The sequence below is a fragment of the Phytopseudomonas punonensis genome, from assembly GCF_900142655.1.
Taxonomy (GTDB): Bacteria; Pseudomonadota; Gammaproteobacteria; order Pseudomonadales; family Pseudomonadaceae; genus Aquipseudomonas; species Aquipseudomonas punonensis.
In genome coordinates, this window is record NZ_FRBQ01000002.1 from 468,276 (window position 1) to 492,713 (window position 24,438).

23 protein-coding genes are annotated in these 24,438 nt (G+C 61.9%); 12 read left to right on the forward strand and 11 right to left on the reverse strand.

Going from position 1 to position 24,438, the window contains the following annotated elements; translation table 11 throughout:
• Positions 1-238: 238 nt before the first annotated feature.
• The 4 genes from BUC40_RS22660 to acnA all read right to left on the reverse strand — a co-directional run bounded on the left by BUC40_RS22660 (position 239) and on the right by acnA (position 6,557).
• Positions 239-559 (reverse strand): hypothetical protein, encoded by a 321-nt coding sequence (locus tag BUC40_RS22660; RefSeq protein ID WP_139272141.1) that lies wholly within the window; start codon positions 557-559, stop codon positions 239-241.
• A gap of 457 nt (positions 560-1,016) precedes the next feature.
• Positions 1,017-1,652, reverse strand: a complete 636-nt coding sequence (locus BUC40_RS22665) for a hypothetical protein (protein WP_139272142.1) — start codon at positions 1,650-1,652, stop codon at positions 1,017-1,019.
• A gap of 246 nt (positions 1,653-1,898) precedes the next feature.
• Positions 1,899-3,464 carry a methyl-accepting chemotaxis protein gene (locus tag BUC40_RS08900; protein WP_073264741.1) on the reverse strand — a complete coding sequence of 522 codons (1,566 nt, stop codon included), beginning with the start codon at positions 3,462-3,464 and terminating at the stop codon, positions 1,899-1,901.
• Positions 3,465-3,818: 354 nt separating this feature from the next.
• Positions 3,819-6,557: an aconitate hydratase AcnA gene (gene acnA / locus BUC40_RS08905; RefSeq protein ID WP_073264743.1), complete on the reverse strand. Its 2,739-nt coding sequence runs from the start codon at positions 6,555-6,557 to the stop codon at positions 3,819-3,821.
• A 241-nt stretch (positions 6,558-6,798) separates the two neighbouring features.
• Between acnA and rlmM the strand changes: the two genes are divergently transcribed.
• Both rlmM and tusA read left to right on the forward strand, forming a co-directional pair.
• Complete coding sequence (gene rlmM, locus BUC40_RS08910; RefSeq protein ID WP_073264745.1) at positions 6,799-7,854, forward strand: 23S rRNA (cytidine(2498)-2'-O)-methyltransferase RlmM; 1,056 nt, start codon at positions 6,799-6,801, stop codon at positions 7,852-7,854.
• Between the two features lie 70 nt (positions 7,855-7,924).
• Entirely contained in the window at positions 7,925-8,167 is a 243-nt protein-coding gene (gene tusA, locus BUC40_RS08915) for a sulfurtransferase TusA (protein ID WP_070887113.1), read from the forward strand.
• Positions 8,168-8,613: 446 nt separating this feature from the next.
• Here tusA and BUC40_RS08920 read toward each other — a convergent pair whose 3' ends face one another.
• Positions 8,614-10,002 (reverse strand): MATE family efflux transporter, encoded by a 1,389-nt coding sequence (locus BUC40_RS08920; protein WP_073264747.1) that lies wholly within the window; start codon positions 10,000-10,002, stop codon positions 8,614-8,616.
• A 114-nt stretch (positions 10,003-10,116) separates the two neighbouring features.
• Here BUC40_RS08920 and pdxB point away from each other — a divergent pair, with 114 nt between their 5' ends.
• Positions 10,117-11,268 (forward strand): 4-phosphoerythronate dehydrogenase PdxB, encoded by a 1,152-nt coding sequence (gene pdxB, locus BUC40_RS08925; protein ID WP_073264749.1) that lies wholly within the window; start codon positions 10,117-10,119, stop codon positions 11,266-11,268.
• A 24-nt stretch (positions 11,269-11,292) separates the two neighbouring features.
• Here pdxB and BUC40_RS22875 read toward each other — a convergent pair whose 3' ends face one another.
• Positions 11,293-11,469 carry a PA1571 family protein gene (locus BUC40_RS22875; protein ID WP_167369142.1) on the reverse strand — a complete coding sequence of 59 codons (177 nt, stop codon included), beginning with the start codon at positions 11,467-11,469 and terminating at the stop codon, positions 11,293-11,295.
• Positions 11,470-11,642: 173 nt separating this feature from the next.
• Here BUC40_RS22875 and BUC40_RS08930 point away from each other — a divergent pair, with 173 nt between their 5' ends.
• Complete coding sequence (locus BUC40_RS08930) at positions 11,643-12,218, forward strand: DUF1287 domain-containing protein (protein ID WP_073264751.1); 576 nt, start codon at positions 11,643-11,645, stop codon at positions 12,216-12,218.
• A gap of 60 nt (positions 12,219-12,278) precedes the next feature.
• Here BUC40_RS08930 and BUC40_RS08935 read toward each other — a convergent pair whose 3' ends face one another.
• Together BUC40_RS08935 and BUC40_RS23130 are read right to left on the reverse strand one after the other, a co-directional pair.
• A complete protein-coding gene (locus BUC40_RS08935; protein WP_073264753.1) occupies positions 12,279-12,566 on the reverse strand; it encodes a DUF3509 domain-containing protein in 288 nt (95 codons plus the stop codon).
• Positions 12,567-12,659: 93 nt separating this feature from the next.
• Positions 12,660-12,881, reverse strand: a complete 222-nt coding sequence (locus tag BUC40_RS23130; RefSeq protein ID WP_073264755.1) for a hypothetical protein — start codon at positions 12,879-12,881, stop codon at positions 12,660-12,662.
• A 445-nt stretch (positions 12,882-13,326) separates the two neighbouring features.
• On the opposite strand from BUC40_RS23130, the gene dnaX reads away from it, so the two are divergent.
• The 6 genes from dnaX (at position 13,327) to BUC40_RS08970 (ending at position 20,744) form a co-directional block, all read left to right on the forward strand.
• Entirely contained in the window at positions 13,327-15,399 is a 2,073-nt protein-coding gene (dnaX, locus tag BUC40_RS08945; RefSeq protein ID WP_073264757.1) for a DNA polymerase III subunit gamma/tau, read from the forward strand.
• Complete coding sequence (locus BUC40_RS08950; RefSeq protein ID WP_042555660.1) at positions 15,396-15,722, forward strand: YbaB/EbfC family nucleoid-associated protein; 327 nt, start codon at positions 15,396-15,398, stop codon at positions 15,720-15,722. Before dnaX ends, BUC40_RS08950 begins: the two co-directional genes overlap by 4 nt.
• 262 nt (positions 15,723-15,984) lie before the next feature.
• The gene (gene recR / locus BUC40_RS08955; RefSeq protein ID WP_073264759.1) at positions 15,985-16,584 is read left to right on the forward strand and encodes a recombination mediator RecR; all 600 of its coding nucleotides are present in this window, start codon (positions 15,985-15,987) and stop codon (positions 16,582-16,584) included.
• A gap of 127 nt (positions 16,585-16,711) precedes the next feature.
• Positions 16,712-17,218 (forward strand): sigma-70 family RNA polymerase sigma factor, encoded by a 507-nt coding sequence (locus BUC40_RS08960; protein WP_073264761.1) that lies wholly within the window; start codon positions 16,712-16,714, stop codon positions 17,216-17,218.
• Positions 17,219-17,221: 3 nt separating this feature from the next.
• Positions 17,222-18,169, forward strand: coding sequence for a FecR domain-containing protein (locus BUC40_RS08965; protein WP_073264763.1), 948 nt, complete (start codon positions 17,222-17,224; stop codon positions 18,167-18,169).
• Positions 18,170-18,284: 115 nt separating this feature from the next.
• On the forward strand, positions 18,285-20,744 hold the full coding sequence (locus tag BUC40_RS08970) for a TonB-dependent siderophore receptor (RefSeq protein WP_073264765.1): 2,460 nt from the start codon (positions 18,285-18,287) through the stop codon (positions 20,742-20,744).
• 224 nt (positions 20,745-20,968) lie between these two features.
• On the opposite strand, the gene BUC40_RS08975 is transcribed toward BUC40_RS08970, so the two are convergent.
• The gene (locus tag BUC40_RS08975; RefSeq protein WP_073264767.1) at positions 20,969-21,880 is read right to left on the reverse strand and encodes an AraC family transcriptional regulator; all 912 of its coding nucleotides are present in this window, start codon (positions 21,878-21,880) and stop codon (positions 20,969-20,971) included.
• Positions 21,881-22,156: 276 nt separating this feature from the next.
• Here BUC40_RS08975 and BUC40_RS08980 point away from each other — a divergent pair, with 276 nt between their 5' ends.
• Complete coding sequence (locus BUC40_RS08980; RefSeq protein WP_073264769.1) at positions 22,157-22,894, forward strand: SDR family oxidoreductase; 738 nt, start codon at positions 22,157-22,159, stop codon at positions 22,892-22,894.
• 59 nt (positions 22,895-22,953) lie between these two features.
• Positions 22,954-23,229, forward strand: a complete 276-nt coding sequence (locus tag BUC40_RS08985; RefSeq protein ID WP_073264771.1) for a putative quinol monooxygenase — start codon at positions 22,954-22,956, stop codon at positions 23,227-23,229.
• A 59-nt stretch (positions 23,230-23,288) separates the two neighbouring features.
• On the opposite strand, the gene BUC40_RS08990 is transcribed toward BUC40_RS08985, so the two are convergent.
• Entirely contained in the window at positions 23,289-23,717 is a 429-nt protein-coding gene (locus tag BUC40_RS08990) for an organic hydroperoxide resistance protein (RefSeq protein WP_073264773.1), read from the reverse strand.
• 191 nt (positions 23,718-23,908) lie between these two features.
• On the reverse strand, positions 23,909-24,358 hold the full coding sequence (locus BUC40_RS08995) for a MarR family winged helix-turn-helix transcriptional regulator (RefSeq protein WP_073264775.1): 450 nt from the start codon (positions 24,356-24,358) through the stop codon (positions 23,909-23,911).
• Positions 24,359-24,438 lie beyond the last annotated feature (80 nt).

Here is a 24,438-nt window from a genome sequence, read left to right on the forward strand (position 1 = left end):
CTCTGACCCCGTCGGTTTAAAAGCCAGCTTCTCGGGCTGCGTCAATGGATCGAGCTGAGCGACCGCGTCGAGCGTTCTACGGTCTGCCCAATCTTTATAGTGGAGGGTGTTGTGGATGAACATCGAGTTGACCTTAGGCACTCTTTGAAGGGGAAAGTCTAAAAATATCGTCAGGGGTAAATTACCTTAGCTTCGTAGGGGAATGGGGGCGCGACTGATGCCTCATCTATCCTACTTGTTAGGTAAGACTAATTGTTGTTCCGTCCAAAGGGGATATGGCTTCTTTCTTGGGTGAGACGAAACTTATGCCTGAAATTGGTGAGTCAACAGATTGGCAGAACCCCCAGTAAGGCCCTTGCTCCCCATCTTTGGGGTAGGCAATGATGCTAATTGAACGTTCGACCGTATATTCTGTATATATACCAAGAAACATTCTGGAGGTGACCACTTCGGGCTCGCTGGCGAACGGGTTGCGTTCAGGAAGCACCATTCCAAGTACCAACGCCAAATCTTCATCTGGAAGAGCTTTGAGAGCGGCTACTAATTCAAGATTGGTCATATTCTTCCTTGGCTAGTTAAAGTGCAAAAGGGGGGCGACCCATTCCAGTGATTCAATAAATAAATCTGTCCCCTTTTCGCCTCAGGTATTTGCTTTCGAGTAATCATAGTCTTCAAAGTTGAGCCCGGAAGCTGAGCCAATAACGGAGCCGCCAAAGCAGCACTCCGGATTAGGACAAACAGCTGATACCCCATCTTGCCAAGACTTGATGTCCGACGGTGGAAAGCGTCTGTAGCAATTAGTGCACATGCATATGTCGCTTGCTTCAACTTCGCAGCGGTTCCCCCACGTATGACTCTCAAGACTCTCTCCGAGCTCTCGTAGTCTTTCTTGTGAGAAACCCTTGGGATTGCGCATATACACTTTCCTCTGTATCTCAGTGCGGTAGCCTAACGTTTGGTTAAGGGGCGGGCTTTAGCCCGTCCCAGCGAACGAAGTGAGCGATTTGAACCAGTAGTTAGGGTACAAGCTCGCGGACTGCGTTTTCTAGTAAATTTAATGTTTGGCTTAGAACAGTGTTTCCGTTCCATTGGTTTGAGTATATAAAGCGCCCTGGCGTTATACCTTTGCGTTGAGATGGTGTCATATTGAATGGGGCGGACGATATCAAGCTTACAAAGCTGCTCCATGCCTTATCTGATTTGTGTGCAATAGCATTTCTGATGCGTTTTAATTTTGCGATATCTGCACTTGTTGCCTGGGTTAATTTAAACCTATGGCCCGCCCCAAGAAATATATTTGCCCTTGATTCAATTGAGTTGAAGCTTGACCACTCGATAAATTTTTCCGGATGGTCTGGGTGATTGAGAATTCTCTCTGCAAGCCTAAGAGCCGCACCTTTGGTTCTGAATTTAGTTATTTCTTTTCTTAGAATTCCAGAAGTGTCTGTTGCGAGCTCTAATATCAGCAGGTCTCGGCAGACAGCCTCCCAGTATGTTAATGCACTAATAAAAAGCCCTTCGCTGAGTTTATGAACGTCAGGGAAGGTAAATATTCCGTTTCTGCCTACGTTTCCTGAAACTTTAAGGAAGGCTTGCCTTATATGAGCAATGGAATCCAAAAATTCGTCCCTGATACTTTCTGGTGTAGCCATTACGCATTTCCTTCTCTTGTGCTCTAACTATAAATAGACACCAACTGGTGCATAACTCCCCGGACGGGCGTGGTGTATAACATTCCAGGACCTTTGTGCTGAACCCGTCTAGTCCGAGGCATACGGCGAGGCACTGGGGTGTTTGGCATGTTATACACCACGCTCATTGCACCCCCGCAAGGGTACAAAATTCTCCTTGCCTCGCATGCGCACCCAGGCCCACAGCGCAGCACTCACCAACCCCACCTACCGATTAAACCGCGCCACCAACGAATACTGCCCCTGCGCCGTGCTGGTCAGTTCTTCACTCAACAGCGCCGTGCTTTGCGCCTCGCCGGCCGTCTGATCCGACAGCTGAGCGATGGTGGTGATATTGCGGCTGATTTCGTCGGCCACGGCGCTTTGTTCTTCGGCGGCGGCGGCGATCTGGTCGGCCATTTCGTTGATATTGGCCACCGCGTCGCTGATACCGGCCAGGGCCTGGTCGGCTTGCTGTACGCGTTCGACGCCTTCGTCGGCTTGTTTTCGGCCGATGTCCATGGTCATTACGGCTTCGTCGGCGGTGCGTTGCAGTTTGGCGATCAGGGCGTGGATCTGCCCGGTGGACTGGGCGGTGCGTTGCGCCAGGGAGCGGACTTCATCGGCGACCACGGCGAAGCCGCGGCCCATTTCGCCGGCGCGGGCGGCTTCGATGGCGGCGTTGAGGGCCAGCAGGTTGGTCTGGTCGGCGATGCCCTTGATGACGTCGACCACGCCGCCGATTTCGTTGCTGTCCTGGGCGAGGCGGGTGACCGCTTCGCCGGTTTCGCCCACCGACAGCGACAGGCGCTGGATCGCTTCGCGGGTTTCGCTGGCAATGGTGCGGCCTTGCTGGGTGAGGCGGTTGGCTTCCTGGGTGGCGATGGCGGTGCGTGCCACGTTGTTGGCCACTTCCAGGGTGGTGGCGGCCATTTCGTTGACGGCGGTGGCGACCTGGTCGGTTTCCTCGCGCTGACGTTGCAGCCCGGCGGAGCTGTTGTGGGCCAGTACGTCGGCCTGCTTGGCCTGTTTGGTGAGGTTCTCGGCGCTGTCCTGCAGGCGGGTGAGGCAGGTTTTCAGGCGTGCTTCCTGGCTGAGGAGGGACAGTTCCAGGCGGCCTTCGACGCCGCGGCTGTCGGTGTACATCTGTGCGATCAATGGGTCGGAGGTACTTTGTTCGGCCAGTTGCAGCAAGCGTTTGATACCACGACCCTGCCAGGCCAGGCCGAGTAGGCCGAGAGGAATCGACAGCGCGGCGGCGGCGACGAAGCCCCAGGTGCTGTCCAGCCAGGCACCGACCAGAAAGCCGACCTGGCTGACCAGAATGAACGGCAGCCAGTTCTGCAGCACTGGCAGCCAGCGGTCGCGGCTCGGGATCGCTGCCTTGCCGGCGTTGATACGCGAGTAGAGGGCCTGGGCGCGTTGCACCTGTTCAGCGGTGGGCTTGCTGCGCACCGACTCGTAGCCGGTCACCTGGCCGTTTTCCAGCACCGGCACCACGTAGGCGTTGACCCAGTAATGATCGCCGCTCTTGCAGCGGTTCTTGACGATGCCCATCCACGGCCGGCCCTCTTTGAGGGTGGCCCACATATGGGCGAACACGGCCTCTGGCACGTCCGGGTGGCGGACGATGTTGTGCGGCGCGCGAATCAGTTCGTCACGCGAGAAGCCGCTGATCTCGACGAAGGCATCGTTGCAATAGGTGATCTGGCCCTTGAGGTCGGTGGTCGAGATCAGGCGCTGCTGCGCAGGAAAAGTCCGCTCGTTACCGGTGATGGGTTGGTTGTTACGCATGGCATCGACCCTGATGTCAGTGCGATGCCTGGAAGGAAGTAGGGCAGGCGAGTGAGGAATCCAAATGCCTACAGACTACTACTATGGGGCTGGCCCACATGTGGCCTAACAAGGCCGATCCTACAGGCAACGCTTTTATGGTTATCGCTTACGCGTGGCAGGCCTGCAGTGTAACCAACTTTCAATGCCCGTCACCTTTTGACGCCGGTTAAACGGCAGTCCATTGGTCGATGCTGTGTTTGCCGAGCGGGGCGCGTTCGAGCGCGCAAAAGAAACCCGGGTGTCGCTGCGCTCGACCCGGGCTACGGAGAGTTCTGCACAGCGCCGCCCGTGGCGACGCTGCGCGAGTGAACATCAGCTGGCGATCAGCTGACGCAGCACGTGGTGCAGGATGCCGCCGGCCTTGAAGTACTCGACCTCGTTAAGGGTGTCGATACGGCAGAGCAGCTCGACGCTTTGCTGCTTGCCGTCCTCACGGGTGATTTCCAGGGTCAGGGGCATGTGCGGGCGCACTTCGACGCCGTCCAGGCCCTTGATGGCCAGGGTTTCCCTGCCGGTCAGGGCCAGGCTCTTGCGATCCGCGCCGCCGGTGAACTGCAGCGGCAACACGCCCATGCCCACCAGGTTGGAGCGGTGGATGCGCTCGAAGCTTTCGGCGATCACCGCTTTGACGCCCAGCAGGTTGGTGCCCTTGGCCGCCCAATCGCGGCTGGAGCCGGTGCCGTATTCCTTGCCGGCGATCACCACCAGCGGCGTGCCTTCCTGCTGATAGCGCATGGCGGCGTCGTAGATCGCCAGCTTCTCGCCGCTGGGCACGTGCAGGGTGATGCCGCCTTCCTCGCCGTCGAGCATCTCGTTGCGGATGCGGATGTTGGCGAAGGTGCCGCGCATCATCACTTCATGGTTGCCACGGCGCGAGCCGTAGGAGTTGAAATCGCGGGGTTCGACGCCTTGCTCGCGCAGGTAGCGACCTGCGGGGCTGTCGGCCTTGATGTTGCCGGCCGGGGAGATGTGGTCGGTGGTCACCGAGTCGCCGAGCAGCGCCAGGATGCGCGCACTGGCAATGTCGGTGATCGCCGGCGGCGCCTGGTCGATGGCCTCGAAGAAGGGCGGGTGCTGGATGTAGGTGGAGTCGTTCTGCCAGGTGTAGGTGTCGGCTTCGGGCACTTCGATGGCTTGCCACTGCTCGTCGCCTTCGAACACTTCGGCGTATTCCTTGCGGAACATGTCGGTGCTGACCTTTTGCACAGCGTCGGCGATTTCCTTCTGGCTCGGCCAGATATCGCGCAGGTATACCGGCTTGCCGTCGCGGTCTTCGCCCAGCGGCTCCTCGGCGATATTCACGCGCACGCTGCCGGCCAAGGCGTAGGCGACCACCAGGGGCGGCGAGGCCAGCCAGTTGGTTTTCACCAGCGGGTGCACGCGGCCTTCGAAGTTACGGTTACCGGATAGCACCGAGGCCACGGTCAAGTCGTTATCCTGAATGGCTTTCTCGATCGGGTCAGGCAGCGGGCCGGAGTTGCCGATGCAGGTGGTGCAGCCGTAGCCCACCAGATCGAAGCCAAGCTTGTCGAGGTACTCGGTTAGTCCGGCGGCGGCGAAGTACTCGGTCACCACCTTGGAGCCTGGTGCCAGCGAGCTTTTCACCCAGGGTTTGCGCTGTAGGCCTTTCTCCACGGCCTTTTTGGCCAGCAGCCCGGCGGCCATCATCACGCTCGGGTTGGAGGTGTTGGTGCATGAGGTGATCGCCGCGATCACCACGGCGCCGTCGCTGATCGGGTGGCGTTCGCCATCCATCTCGTAGTGGATTTCGTTCTGCGCGGCATTGCCAACGGCCACGCCACCGCCGCCTTCGCTTTCCAGGCGACCTTCCTCTTTACGTGGCGGCTTGAGCTGCAGGCCGAGGAAGTCTTCGAAGGCCTGGCCAACCTGGGGCAGGGCGACGCGATCCTGTGGGCGTTTCGGGCCTGCGAGGCTGGCTTCCACCTGGCCCATGTCCAGCTCCAGGGTATCGGTGAATACCGGCTCGTTGCCGGCCTGGCGCCACATGCCCTGGGCCTTGGAATAGGCCTCCACCAGCTTGACGGTCTCGTCGGGGCGCCCGGACAGGCGCAGGTAACCCAGTGTGATTTCATCGACCGGGAAGAAGCCGCAGGTCGCGCCGTATTCAGGCGCCATGTTGGCGATGGTGGCGCGGTCGGCCAGGGGCAGTTCGGCCAGGCCATCGCCGTAGAACTCGACGAATTTACCGACTACGCCTTTCTTGCGCAGCATCTGAGTGACGGTCAGTACCAGGTCGGTGGCGGTGATGCCTTCCTTGAGTTTGCCGGTCAGCTTGAAGCCGATCACTTCGGGGATCAGCATCGACACCGGCTGGCCGAGCATTGCCGCTTCCGCCTCGATGCCGCCGACGCCCCAGCCCAGCACGCCCAGGCCGTTGATCATGGTGGTGTGCGAGTCGGTGCCGACCAGGGTGTCCGGGTAGGCGTAGGTCACGCCGTCTTCTTCCTTGGTCCACACGGTGCGGCCGAGGTATTCCAGGTTGACCTGATGGCAGATGCCGGTGCCCGGCGGCACCACGCTGAAGTTGTCGAAGGCGCTCTGGCCCCAACGCAGGAACGCGTAACGCTCGCCGTTGCGCTGCATCTCGATCTCGACGTTCTCGCCAAAGGCCTCGGGGCTGGCGAACTTGTCGACCATCACCGAGTGGTCGATCACCAGGTCTACGGGTGACAGCGGGTTGATCTTCTGCGGGTCGCCGCCGGCCTTGGCCATGGCGTCGCGCATGGCGGCCAGGTCGACCACGGCGGGTACGCCGGTGAAGTCCTGCATCAATACGCGGGCAGGGCGGTACTGGATCTCGCGGTCGGAGCTGCGTTTGTGCAGCCAGTCGCTGATGGCCTGCAGATCGTCCTGGGTCACGGTCTTGTCGTCCTGCCAGCGCAGCAGGTTCTCCAGCAGCACTTTCAGTGACACCGGCAGTTTGTCGATGTCGCCCAGCTTTTTGGCTGCCTCGGGGAGGCTGAAGTAATCGTAGGATTTGCCGTCGACGGTCAGCGTGCAGCGGCAGTTCAGGCTATCGATGGAAGGCATCGTGCATCTCCTTATGGCTTGCACGGTACAAGCCAAGCTGGTTTGGCAGAGCTTCTGCGACTCTGCGCGAGTGTTCCCTGGGCCGGCTCGTGTGGCGTGCGGTGAGCCGTCGCCTGATCTTGCGCCTGTCGAGAATAGTCCGTCGGCGCAGCCGGCGATGCCGGGATGCTGTTCTCTGGACAGGGAGCAGAGGCCCCGGGTTCCAGTTTTCGCTATCATGCCCGCCCCAAGAGGAGCCCTGATGAAGACTTTGTTGCTGCACTGCCGCCCCGGTTTCGAGAACGAGGTGTGTTCGGAGATTTCCGAGCATGCAGCGCGCCTTGATGTGCCCGGTTACGCCAAGGCCAAGCCGAATACCGCCTGCGCCGAATTTATCTGCAGCGATGAATCGGGCGCCGAGCGGCTGATGGCGGGTTTGCGCTTCAGCCAACTGATCTTCATCCGCCAGTGGGCGCGAGGGCGCTTCATCGAGCTGCCCGAGAAAGACCGCATCAGCGTGTTGCTCGAGGATCTGCTGCCGCTGCCGGTATTCGGCAGCCTGTGGCTGGAGGTGTTCGACACCAACGATGGCAAGGAGCTTTCCGGCTTCTGCAAGAAGTTCGAAGGCCCGCTGCGCAAGGCCCTGATGGCTGCCGGCCGGTTGGCAGAGAACGCCCGCGCGCCGCGCCTGTTGCTGACCTTCAAGAGCGGCCGCGAAGTATTCGTCGGCATGGCCGAGGCGAACAATTCGGCGATCTGGCCCATGGGCATTCCGCGCCTCAAGTTCCCTCGTGAGGCGCCAAGCCGCTCGACCTTGAAACTGGAAGAAGCCTGGCACACCTTTATCCCGCGCGAGCAGTGGGACGAACGTCTATCTGATGAGATGACCGGCGTCGACCTTGGCGCCTCGCCCGGTGGCTGGACTTACCAGCTGGTGCGTCGCGGCATGCTGGTGACCGCCATCGACAACGGCCCGATGGCCGAGAGTCTGATGGACACCGGCCTGGTCAAACACCTGATGGTCGACGGCTTCACCTGGAAGCCCAAGCAGCCGGTGGACTGGATGGTCTGCGACATCGTCGAGAAGCCCGCACGCAGCGCCGCGCTATTGGAAACCTGGATCGGTGAGGGACATTGCCGCGAGGCGGTGGTCAATCTCAAATTGCCGATGAAGCAGCGCTACGCCGAGGTGCAGCGTTTGCTCGAGCGCATCGCCGAGGGCCTGGCGGCGCGCAAGGTCAAGGCGACCATCGCCTGCAAGCAGCTGTACCACGACCGTGAGGAAGTGACCTGCCACCTGCGCCGACTGAGCAAATAGACCAAACAGTTACGCCGCCCAGGCGGGTGGCGACTCCATGAACACTGCACGTAATGACGCGGAGCCCGTGATGCTCGATTCGACCCCTGACGACACCCTCGACGCCACCGGCCTGTTCTGCCCTGAGCCGGTGATGATGCTGCACAACAAGGTGCGCGACCTGCCGGCCGGTGGTCTGCTCAAGGTCATCGCGACCGATCCTTCCACCCAGCGCGATATCCCCAAGTTCTGCGTGTTTCTCGGCCACGAGCTGGTGGAGCAAGCGCAGGATGCCGAGACCTACCTTTATTGGATTCGCAAGAAGGTCGATTGAGCGGGTGAGGTAAAGGCGGGTATTCGGAGACCCATGTGGGAGCGCGCCATGCGCGCGAAAAAATCGCGGGCATGGCCCGCTCCCACGGTCGGCCGCTTTACGCCGGTTCGCACCACGATCCGTGGCCGGCACTCCAACGGCGTACCGCTCCGCGAACGGAACGCCGCCCGGTACGCTTATAGCTGGATTCGCAAGAAGGTTGGTTGAGCGGTTCGAGATAGTGGCGGCCGGCCACTGGCCTTTGTGGGAGCGCGCCATGCGCGCGATTCGGTTGAGTGGGGCGTGGCGAAGTCTGGCTTGATCGGGTGACCTGAAGTATCGGGCGACGTGCTTTTGTGGGAAGGATTAGAACCACCTAGTCCACACCTGCCATTCGCGGGCATGGCCCGCTCCCGCAGGGATTGCTGGCTGCTGCTCACCATTGCGATCGCGGCGCGGTCACCACGCTAGGCCGCTGACTCCATCGGTTGCAGCCGAATCCGCCTTCTGGCACTGCTCTTCAGTCGCAGCGTGAGCATCAGCGCCGCACAGGTCAGCCCGACGATCAAGCCTTGCCATAGCCCTGCCGGGCCGCTGGCGGCGCCGAGCAGGTCGGTCAGGCCCAGCAGGTAACCGACCGGTAGGCCGATGCCCCAGTAGGCGAACAGGGTCAGGATCATCGTCGCCCGGGTGTCCTGATAGCCGCGCAGCGCGCCGGCAGCGGTAACCTGGATGGCATCGGAAAACTGGAACAGCGCGGCATACACGATCAGCGCCACGGCCACTTCGATCACTTCCGGTGCCGAGGAGTAGATCCGCGCAATGGGCTCCAGCATCAGCAGCATGCAGGTCGCCGACACGCAGGCGTAGGCCAGCGCCGTGGCGATGCTTACGCCGGCGGCGAAGCGTGCCTCGCGTGGCTGCTCGCGGCCGAGTGCTTGGCCGACGCGCACGGTGGCGGCCATGCCGATGGAGTAGGGGATCATGAATACCAGCGAGGCGAAGTTGAGGGCGATCTGGTGCCCGGCGACCACGGTGGCGCCCAGGCCGCCGATTAGCAGGGCGATGACCGCAAAGATGCTCGACTCGGCGAATACCGCGATGCCGATCGGCAGGCCGATGCCCAGCAGGCGCTTGATCAGTGTCCAGTCCGGCCAATCGAAGCGTTGAAGTGGCGTGGTCGCGGTGTAGGTCGGCGCGCGCTTAACCCACCAGAGCATGCCCAATAGCATGAATAGCATCGCCAGTGCGGTGGCCCAGCCGCAGCCGGTACTGCCCAGAGGCGACAAGCCGAGTTTTCCGTAGATCAGCACGTAGTTGAGCGGAATGTTTGCCAGCAAGCCGAGCAGGCCCACTACCATGGCCGGGCGGGTGCGGCCCAGGCCATCGCTGTAGCAGCGCAATACATGGAATAGCGCCACGCAGGGCATACCGAACGCTACGCCGTGCAGGTAACCCATGGTGGGCGCGATCAAATCCGCGTCGACCTTCATCAGGTGCAGTACGAACTCGGCGTTCCACAGCAAGGTGCCGGCCAGGGCGCCCACCGCCAAGGCCAACCACAGGGCCTGGCGCACCAGTGGCCCGATCTCGGTATGTTGCCCCGCGCCGAAGCGCTGGGCGACCTTGGGTGTGGTGGCCAGCAGGATGCCGGTCATCAGCAGGAACACCGGCACCCAGATCGAGTTGCCAAGTGCCACGGCGGCCAGATCACGGGCGCTGTAGCGACCGGACATCACTGTATCGACGAAGCCGACGGCGGTGTACGCCAACTGCGCGATGATGATCGGCGTGGCCAGAGCCAGCAGTGTGCGCAGTTCGGTGCGTACGCGCTGCAAGCGAAGGTGGGCAGGCATGACAAGTTTCACAGGGCAGAGAAAACCGCGCAGTTTACGCGTTGACGCATCGGTCAGGAAAGGCGAATCATCGCGCTTGCAGGTAGAATGCACGCCGGTTTGTGGAGAGCTGCCATGCGCATAGTTGCCGACGAAAACATTCCCCTGCTTGACGAGTTCTTCGCCGCTTTCGGGGAGATTCACCGCCTGCCCGGCCGAGCCATCGACCGCGCCGCCATCAGCGGTGCCGACGTGCTGTTGGTGCGTTCGGTTACTCAGGTCGATCGCGCCTTGCTGCAGGGTAGCACCGTGCGTTTCGTCGGCACCTGCACGATCGGCACCGATCATCTGGATCTCGACTATTTTGCCGAAGCCGGTATTGGCTGGAGCAGTGCGCCGGGCTGCAACGCCCGCGGGGTGATCGACTATGTGCTCGGCAGCCTGCTGGTGCTGGGCGAGCGCCTGGGCGCTGACCTGAGGCAGCGCACCTATGGCGTGGTGGGTGCCGGGCAAGTCGGTGAACGGTTGATCACGGTGCTGCGTGCCCTCGGCTGGCGCGTGCTGGTGTGCGATCCGCCCCGGCAGCGCGCCGAAAGCGGCGATTACGTGAGCTTGGAGCAGATCGTCGAGCAATGCGACGTGATCAGCCTGCATACGCCGTTGACGCATGATGGCGAGTTCGCCACCCGGCATTTGCTGGATGCCGATCTGCTGGAGCGGTTACGCCCGGGCAGTTGGCTGATCAACGCCAGCCGCGGCGCGGTGCTCGACACAGTGGCGCTGCGTGCGCACCTGCAGCGCGGCGCCGATCTGCATGTGGTGCTTGACGTCTGGGAGGGCGAGCCGCTGGTCGATCCCGAACTCGCTGCGCTGTGCCATATCGCTACGCCGCACATCGCCGGCTACAGCCTGGATGGCAAGTTGCGCGGCACCGCGCAGATCTACCAGGCGTTCTGCCGTCATCAGGGGCTCGAGCCAGCTATCTCGCTGGATTCCCTGACCCCGGCCCGCTGGCTGCAGTGCCTGAGTATCGCCGCTGGCAGTGATCCGGCCTGGGCGCTGGCGACTATCTGTCTCGCTGTCTATGACCCGCGCCGTGACGATGCGGATTTACGCCGTAGCCTGGTGGTCGATGAAGGGCCGCGCAAAGCGGGCTTCGACCTGCTGCGCAAGCGCTATCCGATGCGGCGGGAAATAGAAGGGCTAGAGGTCGAACTGCGCGGCGTGGATGAGCCGCTGAGGGCGCTGATCAGCGCGCTGGGTGCGCGCGTGATCAGCGTGGAATGACGAAGAGTAGGGCGTACTGACGTGTCAGTGGGGCGCGTCCTGCAGATTGGCCGCCACTTCCTTGTCGAGTTCGCTACATGCCTGCTGGATCATGCTTTCGGTAATCGGAATTTCCCGGCCGTTAGGGTCGATCAGCGCGCCGTGGGCGAGCTCACATTCGTTGTTCGACTGCGGTACCTGTTGCTTGTCAGGGCTGCTCATTGTGGTCTCCTCATCAGGTGGTGTGCGCATTGTCCAAGGGCATCCGTGCTTGACTAGTGATGGGGGCATCCCAATATGGCTTCAACCGTGCCCAGTCATACTGTCGCAAAAAATTACCGGATAAAGAAGAGAGTCCGGCGAACGGAATCAGTCCTTCTGAAAAGGGGCATGGAATGCTGAAGTCACTGATGTTGCTGTTGAGCTGTCTGCTGAGCCTGCAAGTGCTTGCCGTGGAGCCGGCAAAGTTGGCGGGCGTGGCTCGCCAGCAGGTGGGCGTGACGCTGTCCTATGATCCCGCTTACCGACGCATCGCTTATCCCGGCGGTGATGTGCCAGTGGAGACCGGCGTGTGTACCGACGTGGTGATCCGCGCCTTGCGCCTTCAGGGGCTGGACCTGCAGGAAGCGGTGCACGAGGACATGGCGGCCAACTTCTCCGCCTACCCGAAGCACTGGGGGTTGAGCCGACCTGACCGCAATATCGACCATCGCCGCGTGCCCAACTTGATGGTCTGGTTCAAGCGACAGGGGATGGCGCTACAGGTCAGTCGCGATCCCAAGGAATATCGCTCGGGCGATATCGTCACCTGGGATCTGGGGCGCGGGCAGACTCATATCGGCATCGTCTCTGATCGCCTGTCCGCAACCGGTGAGCCGCTGATCCTGCACAACATCGGCGCCGGTACTCGTGAGGAGGCGATCTTGTTTCGCTTTGCCATCATCGGCCATTACCGTTTCGCGCGAGGTTAAGGCTCAGAAACGACAAAGCCCCACGCCTTGTGAGCGTGGGGCTTTGGCTTGGAGCAGCGATCAGGCGTGGTGATAGCTGATGACGCTGTCCTGCTCCTTGAGCACTTTGCGCATCTCGGCCGGGATGTTACCGGCTCTAACGGCCAGCTCCAGGCGGATGTCTTCGAGGCTCTGAGCAAAAGCATTCGAGTCGTTGATCTGCAGTTTCTGCAGGACTCGGCTGTAGGCGGTGGTGTCCGCTTCATCGACCAAGGAAAGAACGATGCTACCGTCCGGGCGAGGCCGACTGAAGGTGGCGCGTAGCGGGGCGAATAGCTGATCGACCAGCTGTCGATGACTATTTTCCATTGACGAACTCCAGTTGAAGTAGGAACCCCTATGAGTAACTGGAAATCATTTAGTTCGACGATGGCCGCTTTTTATTGCGCGATGGACGCCGAATTAACGGCTCAGCGCCCTGCGCGTACGCTCGATCAGGCCTGGCAGTGTATCTGCACAATATTGGCCTGGATAAAGACGCTGAGTGTGCTGTGCGACGCCGGTGTGATCCACCACGGTGAAGCTGAAGCTGCCCTTGCGCGCCGCCAGAATATGGCAGGCCAGCGGTGCGAAAGCGTTGGAGAGGGTATGGATAGCGGTTTGGATTTGTTGATTGGTATTCATAATCGGGTGTTTCCTGATACTGCGGGCGCATGATCGCGCCATAAATAAAGGGCTCCGGTCGCGGGCTTATGCCAACGGGATTGGTTATCGGAGCGAAATGCGCGCTTTTAAGTTCCACCTATATCGATGAGGTGAAAACTACAGCGGGTCTGTACTTCGGAAGACTGGCAGGTCAGCACATGAGCGAGACGGCCAGATCAGTCAGCGGAGGGGGTCTTGGCAGCTATGCGTGCATCGATTGGATGCCGATTGCCAGGAAACCATCAAGAAGGCCATAAGGCCGTATGACTTGCAGCGTGGTACGAACGGGGCGAACTATACGTGGCTGTATAAAAATTAGCCAGCTCTGATTTGATCTTTTTATGTGCGCTGATCGGCGTCGCACTGATAGGCCGATTTGAGCTAGCATTAGCGCTCTTTTGCTTTCCTCTGGCGACGGTTTTCAATGAGTTATCAGGTTCTTGCACGCAAATGGCGCCCGCGTTCGTTTCGCGAAATGGTCGGGCAGACCCATGTGCTGAAAGCGCTGATCAACGCACTCGACAGCCAGCGCCTGCACCATGCCTATCTGTTTACCGGCACCCGCGGCGTTGGCAAGACCACCATCGCGCGGATCATCGCCAAGTGCCTTAACTGCGAAACCGGTATCAGCTCCACGCCCTGCGGCACCTGCTCGGTATGTCGGGAGATCGATGAAGGCCGCTTCGTCGACCTGATCGAGGTCGATGCCGCCAGCCGTACCAAGGTCGAAGATACTCGCGAGCTGCTCGACAACGTGCAGTACTCGCCAAGCCGCGGGCGCTTCAAGGTCTACCTGATCGACGAAGTGCACATGCTCTCCACCAGTTCCTTCAACGCCTTGTTGAAGACGCTTGAAGAGCCGCCGCCCCACGTCAAATTCCTGCTCGCCACCACCGACCCGCAGAAACTGCCGGTCACCGTGCTGTCGCGCTGCCTGCAGTTCTCGCTGAAGAACATGCCGCCCGAGCGGGTGGTCGAGCACCTGAGCCACGTACTCGGCGCCGAGAACATTCCCTTCGAGGATGACGCACTGTGGTTGCTCGGCCGCGCGGCTGACGGCTCGATGCGCGACGCCATGAGCCTCACCGACCAGGCCATCGCCTTTGGCGAAGGCAAGGTCTTAGCGGCCGACGTGCGCTCCATGCTTGGCACGCTCGACCATGGTCAGGTGTATGGCGTGTTGCATGCGCTGATCGAAGGCGATGCCCGTGGCGTGATCGAAGCGGTTCGCCAGCTCGCCGAGCAGGGCCCGGACTGGAGCGGCGTGCTGGCCGAAATGCTCAACGTGCTGCACCGCGTAGCCATCGCCCAGGCGCTGCCGGATGCAGTGGACAATGGCCAGGGCGACCGTGATCGCGTACTTGCCCTCGCTCAGGCGCTGCCAGCTGAAGACGTGCAGTTCTATTACCAGATGGGCCTGATTGGTCGGCGCGACCTGCCGCTGGCACCGGATCCGCGCAGCGGCTTCGAGATGGTGCTGCTGCGCATGCTGGCGTTCAGGCCGGCGGGCGAGGGCGATGCCCCGAAGGTGGCGCTAAAGCCATTGGGGATCAGCCAGGCCAAGGTTGATCCCCAGGTAACTCCGGTGGCCGATGCAGCGCCTGTTGCGTCGTCACCTGTTGTCGGTGCTGCGCCTGCAGTTGCCCCGGCCCCGGTTGTAGCCTTACAGCCTGTGCCGCAGCCTGTCGTTGCTCCGGCAGTTGCTTCGCCGGCGCCCGCTGCACCTGTTGTTGCACCTGCGGTAATCCCGCCTTGGGAGGACTCGCCTTCTGAGCAGAAGGTCGCAGCGCCGGTTAGCGAAGCGTCTGCGCCGCCAGCTACCGTTGTGATCGAGCCTGAGCCGAAAGCAGAGCAGCTGCTCAAGGTTGCCGAGCCAGAACCCGAGGTGGCGTTGCCCGTTCCCGAGCTGGCCGACGTGCCAGTCATCGACAGCAGCGATCTCAATCCACCTGACAGCGATGACGAGCCACCACCCGGTGACTACGACTACGTGGCGATGGATGCCGATAACCTGGATTACGATTTCGCCGATGCGCTGGCCGATGAGCCGGAAGCTGAGCCCGAGCCTGCGGCATTGCCCGCTACCGGCCTGGCGGCAGACTGGCTCGAGTTGTTCCCGAAGCTCGGCCTGGGCGGCATGACCGGCAGCATCGCTGCCAACTGCACATTGTTCGCCGTTGATGGCGACAGCTGGCTGCTGCACCTGGATCCTGCGCACAGCGCACTGTTCAACGCGACGCAGCAGCGGCGCCTGAACGACTCGCTCAACGCCTACCATGGCCGCGAATTGCAGCTGAGCATCGAATTGATCAAGCCCGAGCAGGAAACGCCTGCCCAGGCCGCCGCACGCAAGCGCGCCAATCGCCAGCGTGATGCCGAAGCGTCGATCCAGAACGATCCGCTGATCCAGCAAATGATTTCCCAGTTCGCCGCATCCGTGCGTGCGGGCAGCATTGAACCCGTCGATATCGTCGAACCAACGAGGACAACATCATGATGAAAGGTGGCATGGCCGGCCTGATGAAGCAGGCGCAGCAGATGCAGGAAAAAATGCAGAAGATGCAGGAAGAGTTGGCCAACGCTGAGGTCACCGGCCAATCCGGCGCCGGTCTGGTCAGCGTGGTGATGACCGGTCGCCATGACGTCAAGCGCGTCAGTCTCGACGACAGCCTGATGCAGGAAGACAAGGAAATCCTTGAAGACCTGATCGCCGCCGCTGTCAACGACGCCGTCCGCAAGATCGAAGCCAACAGCCAGGACAAGATGTCCGGCATGACTTCCGGTATGCAACTGCCGCCTGGCTTCAAGATGCCGTTCTAAGGCACAAGCTGCCGGTCACTGCGTAGGGTGGACAACGCCCTTTTTGTCCACCATTGCGATTGCAGAGCGGTGGACGGGTCGGGCCGCGTAGGTAAAGCGTCGTCCACCCTACGAACAGCCGGTATCGCCTTGGAGCGTCCGTAGTCCCGTAGGATGGGTGTAACCCATCGTTGATTGATGGATTTCACCCATCCTACGCGGCCCGGCCCATCCTACGGCTTCATCACCACGTCTCCCGCCTCAGCCTCTTCGAGCACTAGCCATGAGCTTCAGCCCCCTGATCCGCCAACTGATCGAATCGCTGCGCATCCTGCCCGGTGTCGGCCAGAAGACCGCCCAGCGCATGGCGCTGCAACTGCTCGAGCGCGACCGCAATGGTGCTCAGCGGCTAGCCCAGGCACTGAGCCAGGCGATGGAGGGCGTGGGTTACTGCAAATCCTGCCGCAGCCTGAGCGAGAGCGAGCTTTGCCAGATTTGTGAAGACCCGCGCCGCGACGACAGCCTGCTCTGCGTGGTGGAAGGGCCGATGGACGTGTATGCCGTCGAGCACACCGGTTTTCGTGGGCGGTACTTCGTCCTCAAGGGCCACCTGTCGCCCCTCGATGGTTTGGGGCCGGAGGCCATCGGTATTCCCGAGTTGCTGGTACGCATCGAGGCGGGTCAGTTCAGTGAAGTGATCCTGGCCACCAACCCGACGGTGGAAGGCGAGGCGACTGCCCACTACATCGCTCAGCTGCTGGCCGGCAAAGGCATGATCGCATCGCGCATCGCCCATGGCATGCCGCTGGGTGGTGAGTTGGAACTGGTGGACGGTGGCACGCTGGCTCACGCCCTGGCGGGGCGGCGGCCGATCAATATCTGAGTGGGTTCGCACCGTGCCGGTGTGTGCAACACGCGGCCCACGTGGATACTAGTCAAGAATTTCTATAACTTGCTTCTGAGAAGCATTACCATCTGATCGTTTTCCATTGACGGTGATGGTGTGCTCGATGTCATTCGTTTCCTCCCAACAGTCCCTGCAGCAGCTGTATCTCGAGCACAGCGGCTGGCTGAACGGCTGGCTGCGCAAACGCATGGGCTGCGCGGAAAATGCGGCGGATCTGGCCCAGGACACCTTCGTGCGTCTGCTCGCCAAGCACCGCGAAGTGCCGTCACTGCGTGAGCCGCGTGCTTATCTCTCGACCATCGCCCATTCGCTGCTGGTCAATCACTGGCGTCGCCAGGCGATCGAACGTGCCTACCTCGAAGCCCTGGCGATGCAGCCAGAGCCGCATGCACCGTCGCCGGAAACCACCGAGCTGATCATCGAAACCCTGCTGGCCATCGATGCCATGTTGCTGCGCCTGCCGGCCAAGGTGCGCGAGGCGTTCCTGCTTTCCCAGCTCGACGGGCTGACCTACGCAGCCATCGCCAGGCGCCTGCAGGTGTCCGAGCGCATGATCAAAAAGTACATGGCCCAGGCCATGCTGCAGTGCCTGCTGCTGGCCGAGGGCTGAGCCGTGGCGCCTGATCACGCTGCCCTGCAGCAGGCTGCCGAATGGTTTGCCGTGCTGGCCGATCCGCCAGTCAGCGCCCAGCAGCAGCGCGCCTGGCAGCAATGGCTGGTGGATCGCCCCGAACATGCCGCGGCCTGGCAGCGGGTCGAGGCGATCAGCAGCCAGTTCGCCAGGCTGCCTGCCGACACCCACCGCCGCGCCGCGGCCCAGGCCTTGCGCAGCCCCGCACGCAGTCGGCGGCAGGTGCTCGGGCTGTTCGCCGTGCTGGGTGGGGCAGGGTTGTTGGCGGCTGCCGGGCAGCGCCGGCCCTGGCGCAGCTGGTTGGCCAGCGAGCGTACCGGCACGGGGGAGATCCGTGAGCTGCGCCTGGCCGACGGCAGCCATCTCTGGCTAGGCAGCCGCACCGCCGTGGACATCAATTACAGCGCCTCGACTCGTTTGTTGCGACTGCTGCAGGGCGAGGTGCTGCTCGATACCGCCAAGGACCCGCGCCCGCTGCTGTTCGATACCCGGCACGGCCGGCTGCAGGCCTTTGGTACACGGTTCAGCGTGCGCGAAGGCGAGGGTTTCACCCAACTCAGCGTGTTCGCCGGGGCCGTGCGTATCGACCCGTCGCCCGCACGCGACGCCCAGCTGCTGCAGGCCGGTCAGCAGGTGCGCTTCAGCGCCAGCGATATCTCGGCTAGTGAGCCAGCGGACCCGGCGCGTCAGGCTTGGAGCCGCGGCGTGTTGCTGGCCAACGACCGGCGCCTGGGCGATTTCATCGCCGAGCTGGCCGACTACGTGCCCGGTTACCTGGGCTGCGACCCGCGGGTGGCTGACCTGCGTCTGGTCGGCGCCTATCCGCTGGGCGACACCGGGCGCATTCTCGATGCCCTGGCTGGCAGCCTGCCGATCCGCGTCAACTGGCGCTTGCCCTGGTGGGTGACGGTAGAGCCGCTGGCCGGCTGATGGCCTGCCGGTGAAATTATTTTTGCGAATGCGGTTCCCCTTTTTCGATCTCGCTTGGCCTCCCTGCATCCGGCCCTTGCGCACCCTGCGCGGGCGATGTCTCGAGGACTGCTGCATGTCGTCACCGCTCTGCTTTTCGCCCCTTGATCTGCGCCGCTCGATCCGCCTGGCCACCCTGGCCCTGGCGGCCTGTTCGCCGCTGTTCGTGCAGGCCCAGGCCATCGATGCCGGCAGCCACCAGCAGGCGACGCACAGCTACCAGATCCCGGCGGGGCCATTGTCGGCGGCGCTGAGCCGTTTCGCGGCGGAGGCGGGCGTGCTGCTGTCGGTCGATGCGCGGTTGACCGCAGGCAAGCAGAGCCCAGGCCTGCAGGGCGAGGCCGGTGTCGACGAGGGCTTCGCGCGGCTGCTGCAGGGCAGCGGCTTGCAGGCGATTGCCGATGGCCAGGGTGGTTATTCGCTGCAGGCCGCACAGGCAGGCGGCGCAACACTGGAGCTGGACAGTACCGATGTGCGCGCCTTCGCCCTGGGTAATGCGCTGGGCAGCATGGATGGCTACAACGCCACCCACAGCAGTGTGTCGACCAAGACCAGCAAGGCGCTGGCGAAAACCGCGCAGAGCGTGTCGGTGGTCACCCGCGAGCAGATCGAGCGCCAAGGGGCGCTGACCGCCGCCGATGCCATGCGCTACAGCCCGGGCGTGCTGACCAATGCCTACGGCAACACTCATCGCTACGACTACCTGGCGATTCGCGGCATCAACGACGGCTCGGTGGACAACATCACCATCGATGGGCTGAAGTCCATGGGGGATCCGGGCTCTTACAGCAGCTTGCAGATCGACCCGTACTTCATCGAGCGCATCGACATTCTCAAGGGACCGTCTTCGGTGCTGTACGGGCGTAGCAACCCCGGCGGCCTGGCGGCCATCAGCACCAAACGGCCGGAGTTCACCCAGTCCGGCCGCGTGGACCTGTCCTACGGTAACAACAACCGCAAGTCCCTGGGCTTCGATGCAACGGGACCGCTGAACGAGAACATTGCCTACCGCGTCGTCGGTTTGGCCAAGGACGCCGACGCCCAGGTCGATCACGTTACCGAGACGCGCTATGCGCTGATGCCCAGCCTGGCGATGAACCTCAGTGACGACACCTTCATTACGCTCTACGCGTACCTGCAGGACGACCCCAATGGTGGCTACCACGGCAGCCTGCCGGCCTCGGGTACCGTGCACAAACGCAATGGGCAGCGCATCTCGAGCAGCTTCTTCGAAGGTGACCCAGCGCTCGACGAGTTCACCCGCACCCAGCAGATGCTCGGCTATGAGCTGGAGCACCGCTTCAACGATACCTGGAGCGCGCGGCAGAATTTCCGTTATCTGGATGCGCGGGTATCGAACAGCCAGGTCTGGGGTTCCGGTTACGTCAGTGGCAACCAGCTGCGCCGTGGCTACAGTGGTGGCCAGGAGCAGTTGCATGCCTGGATCGTCGACAACATGCTGCAGGCCGATTTCGCTACAGGCGCTGCCCAGCACACCGTCGTGCTCGGCCTGGATTATCAGTATTCGAAGAATAAAATCGCCGCCCAGAGTGACACCGCGGGGGCGCCCATCGACGTGTTCGACCCGGTGCAGGATTACGGCGACCTGACAGCCCTGCGCTCCGTCAACGATGCTCTACGGCGGCAGAAGCAGGCCGGCCTGTACCTGCAGGACCTGGTCGAGATTGGTAACTGGAACATATCGCTCGGCCTGCGCCAGGACTGGTACGACGTGTCCATCGATGACGAGATCAGCGGCAAGGACGACAACCAGGGCGAGAAACTCAGCGGCCACGTCGGCGTGCTCTATGCGTTTGATAACGGCATCTCGCCCTACGTCAGCTATTCGACCTCGTTCAACCCGACGTCCAACTATTCCAGCGGCGCGCAGATCCTCGACCCAACCACCGGCGAGCAGTGGGAGGCCGGCCTCAAGTTCCAGCCGCCGGGCACGGAGGATCTCTACACCCTGTCGTTCTTCAACCTGGAAATGGAGAACCTGTACGCCAAGGAAAACAGCCTGCTGCAGGACAGTTTCTACAAGGGCGTGGGCGGCATCCGGTCGCGCGGCGTCGAGTTGGAGGCGCGTTTCAAACCGGTCGACAACCTGCAACTGATCGCCAGCTACACCTACGCGGACGTTTCCTACAGCAAGTCCTACTTCGTCAACAATGGCAGCGCCGTGGTGGACGCCAAAGGCAACACGCCGCCGCAGACGCCCGAGCGCATGGCCAGCCTGTGGGCCGACTACCGCTTCAGCGACGGCGCGCTGGCCGGCCTGACCGTCGGTGCCGGCGCCCGCTATGTCGGCCACAGCGAGGGCAGCGAGCTGAACGACTTCAATGTGCCGTCCTACACGTTGTTCGATGCGTCGGTTGGTTATGACCTGAGCCAGGTTGGCTTGAAGGGAACGTCGCTGCAGCTCACTGCCAACAACCTCACCGACGAGTACTACGTGGCGTCCTGCTATTCGGCAGTGGCGTGTTATCTGGGGGAGGAGCGGACAGTGACGGCGACCGTTACTCAGCGTTTCTGAGAGCTCGTTGGAGCTGAGTCATCGGTCCGCCTCTGTGGGGGCGGGCGGGGACGCCAAGTCCATGCCCGCGATTTTTCGCGCGCATGGCGCGCTCCCACAGTGGATCGGTGAATGGCTGCTATACGATGGCTTCCATGCTCCAGGCCGTAGGATGGGTGAAACCCATCGCAATTTGATGGGTTTCACCCATCCTACGGTCATCGACCGCTTTTGCCTTTCAGCGCTCAACCCGCGTTGCGCAGGCGGTGCATGTCGCGTAGCGGCGGGGCGCCGAACAGGCGGCTGTACTCGCGGCTGAATTGCGAGGGGCTTTCGTAACCGACACGAAAGCTCGCCGAGGCGGCTTCCAGGCCTTCGCTGAACATCAGCCGGCGGGCTTCCTGCAGGCGTAGCTGCTTCTGGTACTGCAGCGGGCTTAGCGCCGTAACCGCTTTGAAGCGGTGGTGCAGGGTCGATGCGCTGAGGTTGACCTCTTGGGCCAGTTCTTCGATGCGCAGCGGTTTGTCGTAATGCTGGTTGATCCATTCGATGGCCCGGGCGATGCGATGGCTCTGGCTATCGGCCATGACAATCTCACGCAAACGTTGGCCCTGAGGGCTGCACAGGAGGCGATAAAAAATTTCGCGCAGCACCAGTGGCGCGAGCATAGCGGCGTCACGCGGCGTGTCGAGCAGGCGCAGCAGGCGAATCACCGCGTCGAGCATCGCGGTATCCAGGCGGTCGACGAACAACGCCCGTTTGCTGCCGGGTGCCGGCAGGCCGATTGGGCCGGCGGCGGAGAGCAGATCGCTGATCAGCGCCGGGTCGATGTCCAGACGCACACTCAGGTACGGCTCTTCGGGCGTCGCCTCGATGACCTGGCCGGTCACCGGCAGCGTTACCGATGCCACCAGATAATTGAGCGGGTCGTAGTAATACCGCTCGGCGCCCAGGCGAACTTCCTTGCGGCCCTGAGCAATGATGCACAGGCATGGCCGATAGAGCGTCGGCATCGGCAGGCTGGGCGCTGTCGTGTAGGCCAGCCCCAGGCCGTCGATAAGGGTTTCGTGCATGCCCTCGGTCGGGGTTTTCTGCTGTATCAGGTTGGCCAGTTCGCGTTGGCGGACGGCCAGTTCATCAATCTGCTCAGGTTGCATCGTGCGCTTACTCCTGGATGTCGGCAGAGACTATCCGGGAATTTCCGGGTCGTCCTGCATGACGACACGGGTTTGGAGTATTGGGCAAGCTTAAAACAGGAATAGGCAATTATTTTCCTGTCGGCCGCGAAGTGTCGGGGAGGGATTGATACTTTCCTGTTCGATTCGCACGATCAGGCAAGAATGTTCCAGTATCCGGCTAACGCCGCAAGGTGCCTCGCTCCTACTCTGGATCCATCGCGGCGCAGTGAGCCGCACTGACCAGAGGATCGCACCGTGAACAATATCCAAGAAAAAGTCGTACTAATTACCGGCGCCAGCAGTGGCATTGGCGAAGGCTGCGCTCGCTTGCTGGCCGAGAAGGGCGCTCGCGTGGTACTCGGCGCCCGCCGCGTCGACCGCCTCGAACAACTGGTGGAGGATATTCGCGCTGCCGGTGGCCAGGCCATCGCTCGCCGTCTGGACGTGACCGATGCCGCCGACGTGCAAGCCTTCGCGGACGCTGCCATGGCCGAGTATGGACGAATCGACGTGCTGCTCAACAATGCCGGCGTGATGCCCCTGTCGATGCTCGAGGCACTCAAGCTCGACGAGTGGAACCGCATGATCGACGTCAACATCCGCGGCGTGCTGCATGGTATCGCTGCCGCTTTACCGGTGATGCAGAAGCAGCGCAGTGGGCAGATCATCAACGTGGCATCGATCGGCGCCTACCGGGTGTCGCCGACCGCCGCGGTGTATTGCGCCACCAAATACGCGGTGCGGGCGATCAGTGATGGTCTGCGCCAGGAGGTCGGTGGCGACATTCGCGTCACCCTGGTGTCGCCCGGCGTGGTGGAGTCCGAGTTGGCCGAGAGCATTTCCGATGAGGGCGCCCGCGACGCCATGCGTGAATTCCGTAAGGTGGCCATCAGCCCGTCGGCCATCGCTCGTGCCGTAGCCTACGCCATCGAGCAGCCGGCGGATGTCGACGTCAGCGAACTGGTGGTGCGCCCGACTGCGAGCATCCACTGACATTGCCGCACTGCCACGGTGCTCACTGCCGTAGCAGTCACCCACTAGGGAACAAAATCATGCCCATGCAGACCCACATTACCGTGCTTGAAGCCGCTCCAGGTCGTAGCGAGGAACTGGGCTGCTACCTGCGCGACCTGCTGGAGCCGACGCGTTGTCTGGAAGGTTGCCTGGCAGTCGAGCTGCAGCGTGATCGCCGGCGTTGGCAGTTGCACAGCCGCTGGCGCACCAGCACCGACCTTGAGCGCTATTTCGCCCAGCCGCTACTGCAGGAAGTGCTCGGCAGTGCCTGGCGTAGCGGTGCAGTTCAGCAAATGCTGAGTCGCGCCGCCTGAGCACAGAAACGAGAACGCCCCGGTCAATGCCGGGGCGTTCGCGTTATCGCGGTGGACGCTTATTCGACCAAGGTCAGGGTCACGTCAATGTTGCCTTGGGTAGCGTTGGAGTAGGGGCAAACGATGTGCGCCTTGTCGATCAGTGCCTTGGCCTCCTCGCGATCCAGGCCCGGCAGGGTGATCTTCAGTTCCACCTCGATGGCGAAACCGGTAGGCACCGCGCCGATACCAACGATACCTTCGATCCAGCTGTCCGGCGACACCTTGTGCTTGTCGCGGGCGGCGACGAACTTGATCGCACCCAGGAAGCAGGCCGAGTAGCCAGCAGCGAACAGTTGCTCGGGGTTGGTGCCCTGGCCGCCAGCGCCGCCGAGTTCTTTCGGCGTGGTCAGTGCGACATCAAGTACGCCGTCGGAGGAAATGGCACGGCCTTCACGGCCACCAGTGGCTTCAGCGTAGGCGCGGTAGGCAACGGTTTCGATAGACATGGTGAAATCCTCGTATTTGGTTTGTGCGATGTTTGTTAGTGCGCAATTTAACTGCTCGAGGCGAACTCTAGTCGTGATCTATTTAGCGCGCAAGGTATTTCTCGAAGAAAGCTTCAACAGGGAGATCCAGCACCGTATTGACGAGGCTCAGTGTAGACCCGCGGTGTGACCTGTCGATTGCACGGCTGTGCTCAGAGGCTGTCCTGCAGCCTCTTGCGCAGGGCGGTCAGCTCGGCGGTGAGCTTGGCCAGGCGCTCGGCCGTGTGTGCGCTGGCATCGAGAATGCAGCCGGGAATCTGCCGGGCTTCGGCGTGCAGGGCGCGGCCCTTGTCGGTGAGGTGCAGATGCACCACGCGCTCGTCGCTGCTGCTGCGCTTGCGGTCGATCAGGCCTTCGGCTTCCAGGCGCTTGAGCAGCGGCGTCAGCGAGCCGGGGTCAGTGAGCAGGCGCGCGCTGATCTCGCTGACGGTGATGCCATCGCCTTCCCATAACACCAGCATTGCCAGGTACTGCGGATAAGTCAGGCCGAGCTTCTTGAGTAGCGGCTTGTAGACTTTGGTCATCATCAGCGATGTGGAATGCAGGGCGAAGCACACCTGATTGTCGAGCAGCAGATCGGCGCAGGTGTCGTCGGTGGTCATGGAGGCTCCAGAGTAGGGCAGGCAAGGGCGCAATTTAGCGTGCTGACCCGGCCGATACCAGCCAAAGCGGGAAAACAGAA

Bases quoted from the DNA above. Each gene is read 5' to 3' on its own strand.
- BUC40_RS22660 (WP_139272141.1), bottom strand. From the start codon at position 559: ATGACCAATCTTGAATTAGTAGCCGCTCTCAAAGCTCTTCCAGATGAA.
- BUC40_RS22665 (WP_139272142.1), bottom strand. From the start codon at position 1,652: ATGGCTACACCAGAAAGTATCAGGGACGAATTTTTGGATTCCATTGCT.
- BUC40_RS08900 (WP_073264741.1), bottom strand. From the start codon at position 3,464: ATGCGTAACAACCAACCCATCACCGGTAACGAGCGGACTTTTCCTGCG.
- acnA (WP_073264743.1), bottom strand. From the start codon at position 6,557: ATGCCTTCCATCGATAGCCTGAACTGCCGCTGCACGCTGACCGTCGAC.
- rlmM (WP_073264745.1), top strand. From the start codon at position 6,799: ATGAAGACTTTGTTGCTGCACTGCCGCCCCGGTTTCGAGAACGAGGTG.
- tusA (WP_070887113.1), top strand. From the start codon at position 7,925: ATGCTCGATTCGACCCCTGACGACACCCTCGACGCCACCGGCCTGTTC.
- BUC40_RS08920 (WP_073264747.1), bottom strand. From the start codon at position 10,002: ATGCCTGCCCACCTTCGCTTGCAGCGCGTACGCACCGAACTGCGCACA.
- pdxB (WP_073264749.1), top strand. From the start codon at position 10,117: ATGCGCATAGTTGCCGACGAAAACATTCCCCTGCTTGACGAGTTCTTC.
- BUC40_RS22875 (WP_167369142.1), bottom strand. From the start codon at position 11,469: ATGAGCAGCCCTGACAAGCAACAGGTACCGCAGTCGAACAACGAATGT.
- BUC40_RS08930 (WP_073264751.1), top strand. From the start codon at position 11,643: ATGCTGAAGTCACTGATGTTGCTGTTGAGCTGTCTGCTGAGCCTGCAA.
- BUC40_RS08935 (WP_073264753.1), bottom strand. From the start codon at position 12,566: ATGGAAAATAGTCATCGACAGCTGGTCGATCAGCTATTCGCCCCGCTA.
- BUC40_RS23130 (WP_073264755.1), bottom strand. From the start codon at position 12,881: ATGAATACCAATCAACAAATCCAAACCGCTATCCATACCCTCTCCAAC.
- dnaX (WP_073264757.1), top strand. From the start codon at position 13,327: ATGAGTTATCAGGTTCTTGCACGCAAATGGCGCCCGCGTTCGTTTCGC.
- BUC40_RS08950 (WP_042555660.1), top strand. From the start codon at position 15,396: ATGATGAAAGGTGGCATGGCCGGCCTGATGAAGCAGGCGCAGCAGATG.
- recR (WP_073264759.1), top strand. From the start codon at position 15,985: ATGAGCTTCAGCCCCCTGATCCGCCAACTGATCGAATCGCTGCGCATC.
- BUC40_RS08960 (WP_073264761.1), top strand. From the start codon at position 16,712: ATGTCATTCGTTTCCTCCCAACAGTCCCTGCAGCAGCTGTATCTCGAG.
- BUC40_RS08970 (WP_073264765.1), top strand. From the start codon at position 18,285: ATGTCGTCACCGCTCTGCTTTTCGCCCCTTGATCTGCGCCGCTCGATC.
- BUC40_RS08975 (WP_073264767.1), bottom strand. From the start codon at position 21,880: ATGCAACCTGAGCAGATTGATGAACTGGCCGTCCGCCAACGCGAACTG.
- BUC40_RS08985 (WP_073264771.1), top strand. From the start codon at position 22,954: ATGCCCATGCAGACCCACATTACCGTGCTTGAAGCCGCTCCAGGTCGT.
- BUC40_RS08990 (WP_073264773.1), bottom strand. From the start codon at position 23,717: ATGTCTATCGAAACCGTTGCCTACCGCGCCTACGCTGAAGCCACTGGT.
- BUC40_RS08995 (WP_073264775.1), bottom strand. From the start codon at position 24,358: ATGACCACCGACGACACCTGCGCCGATCTGCTGCTCGACAATCAGGTG.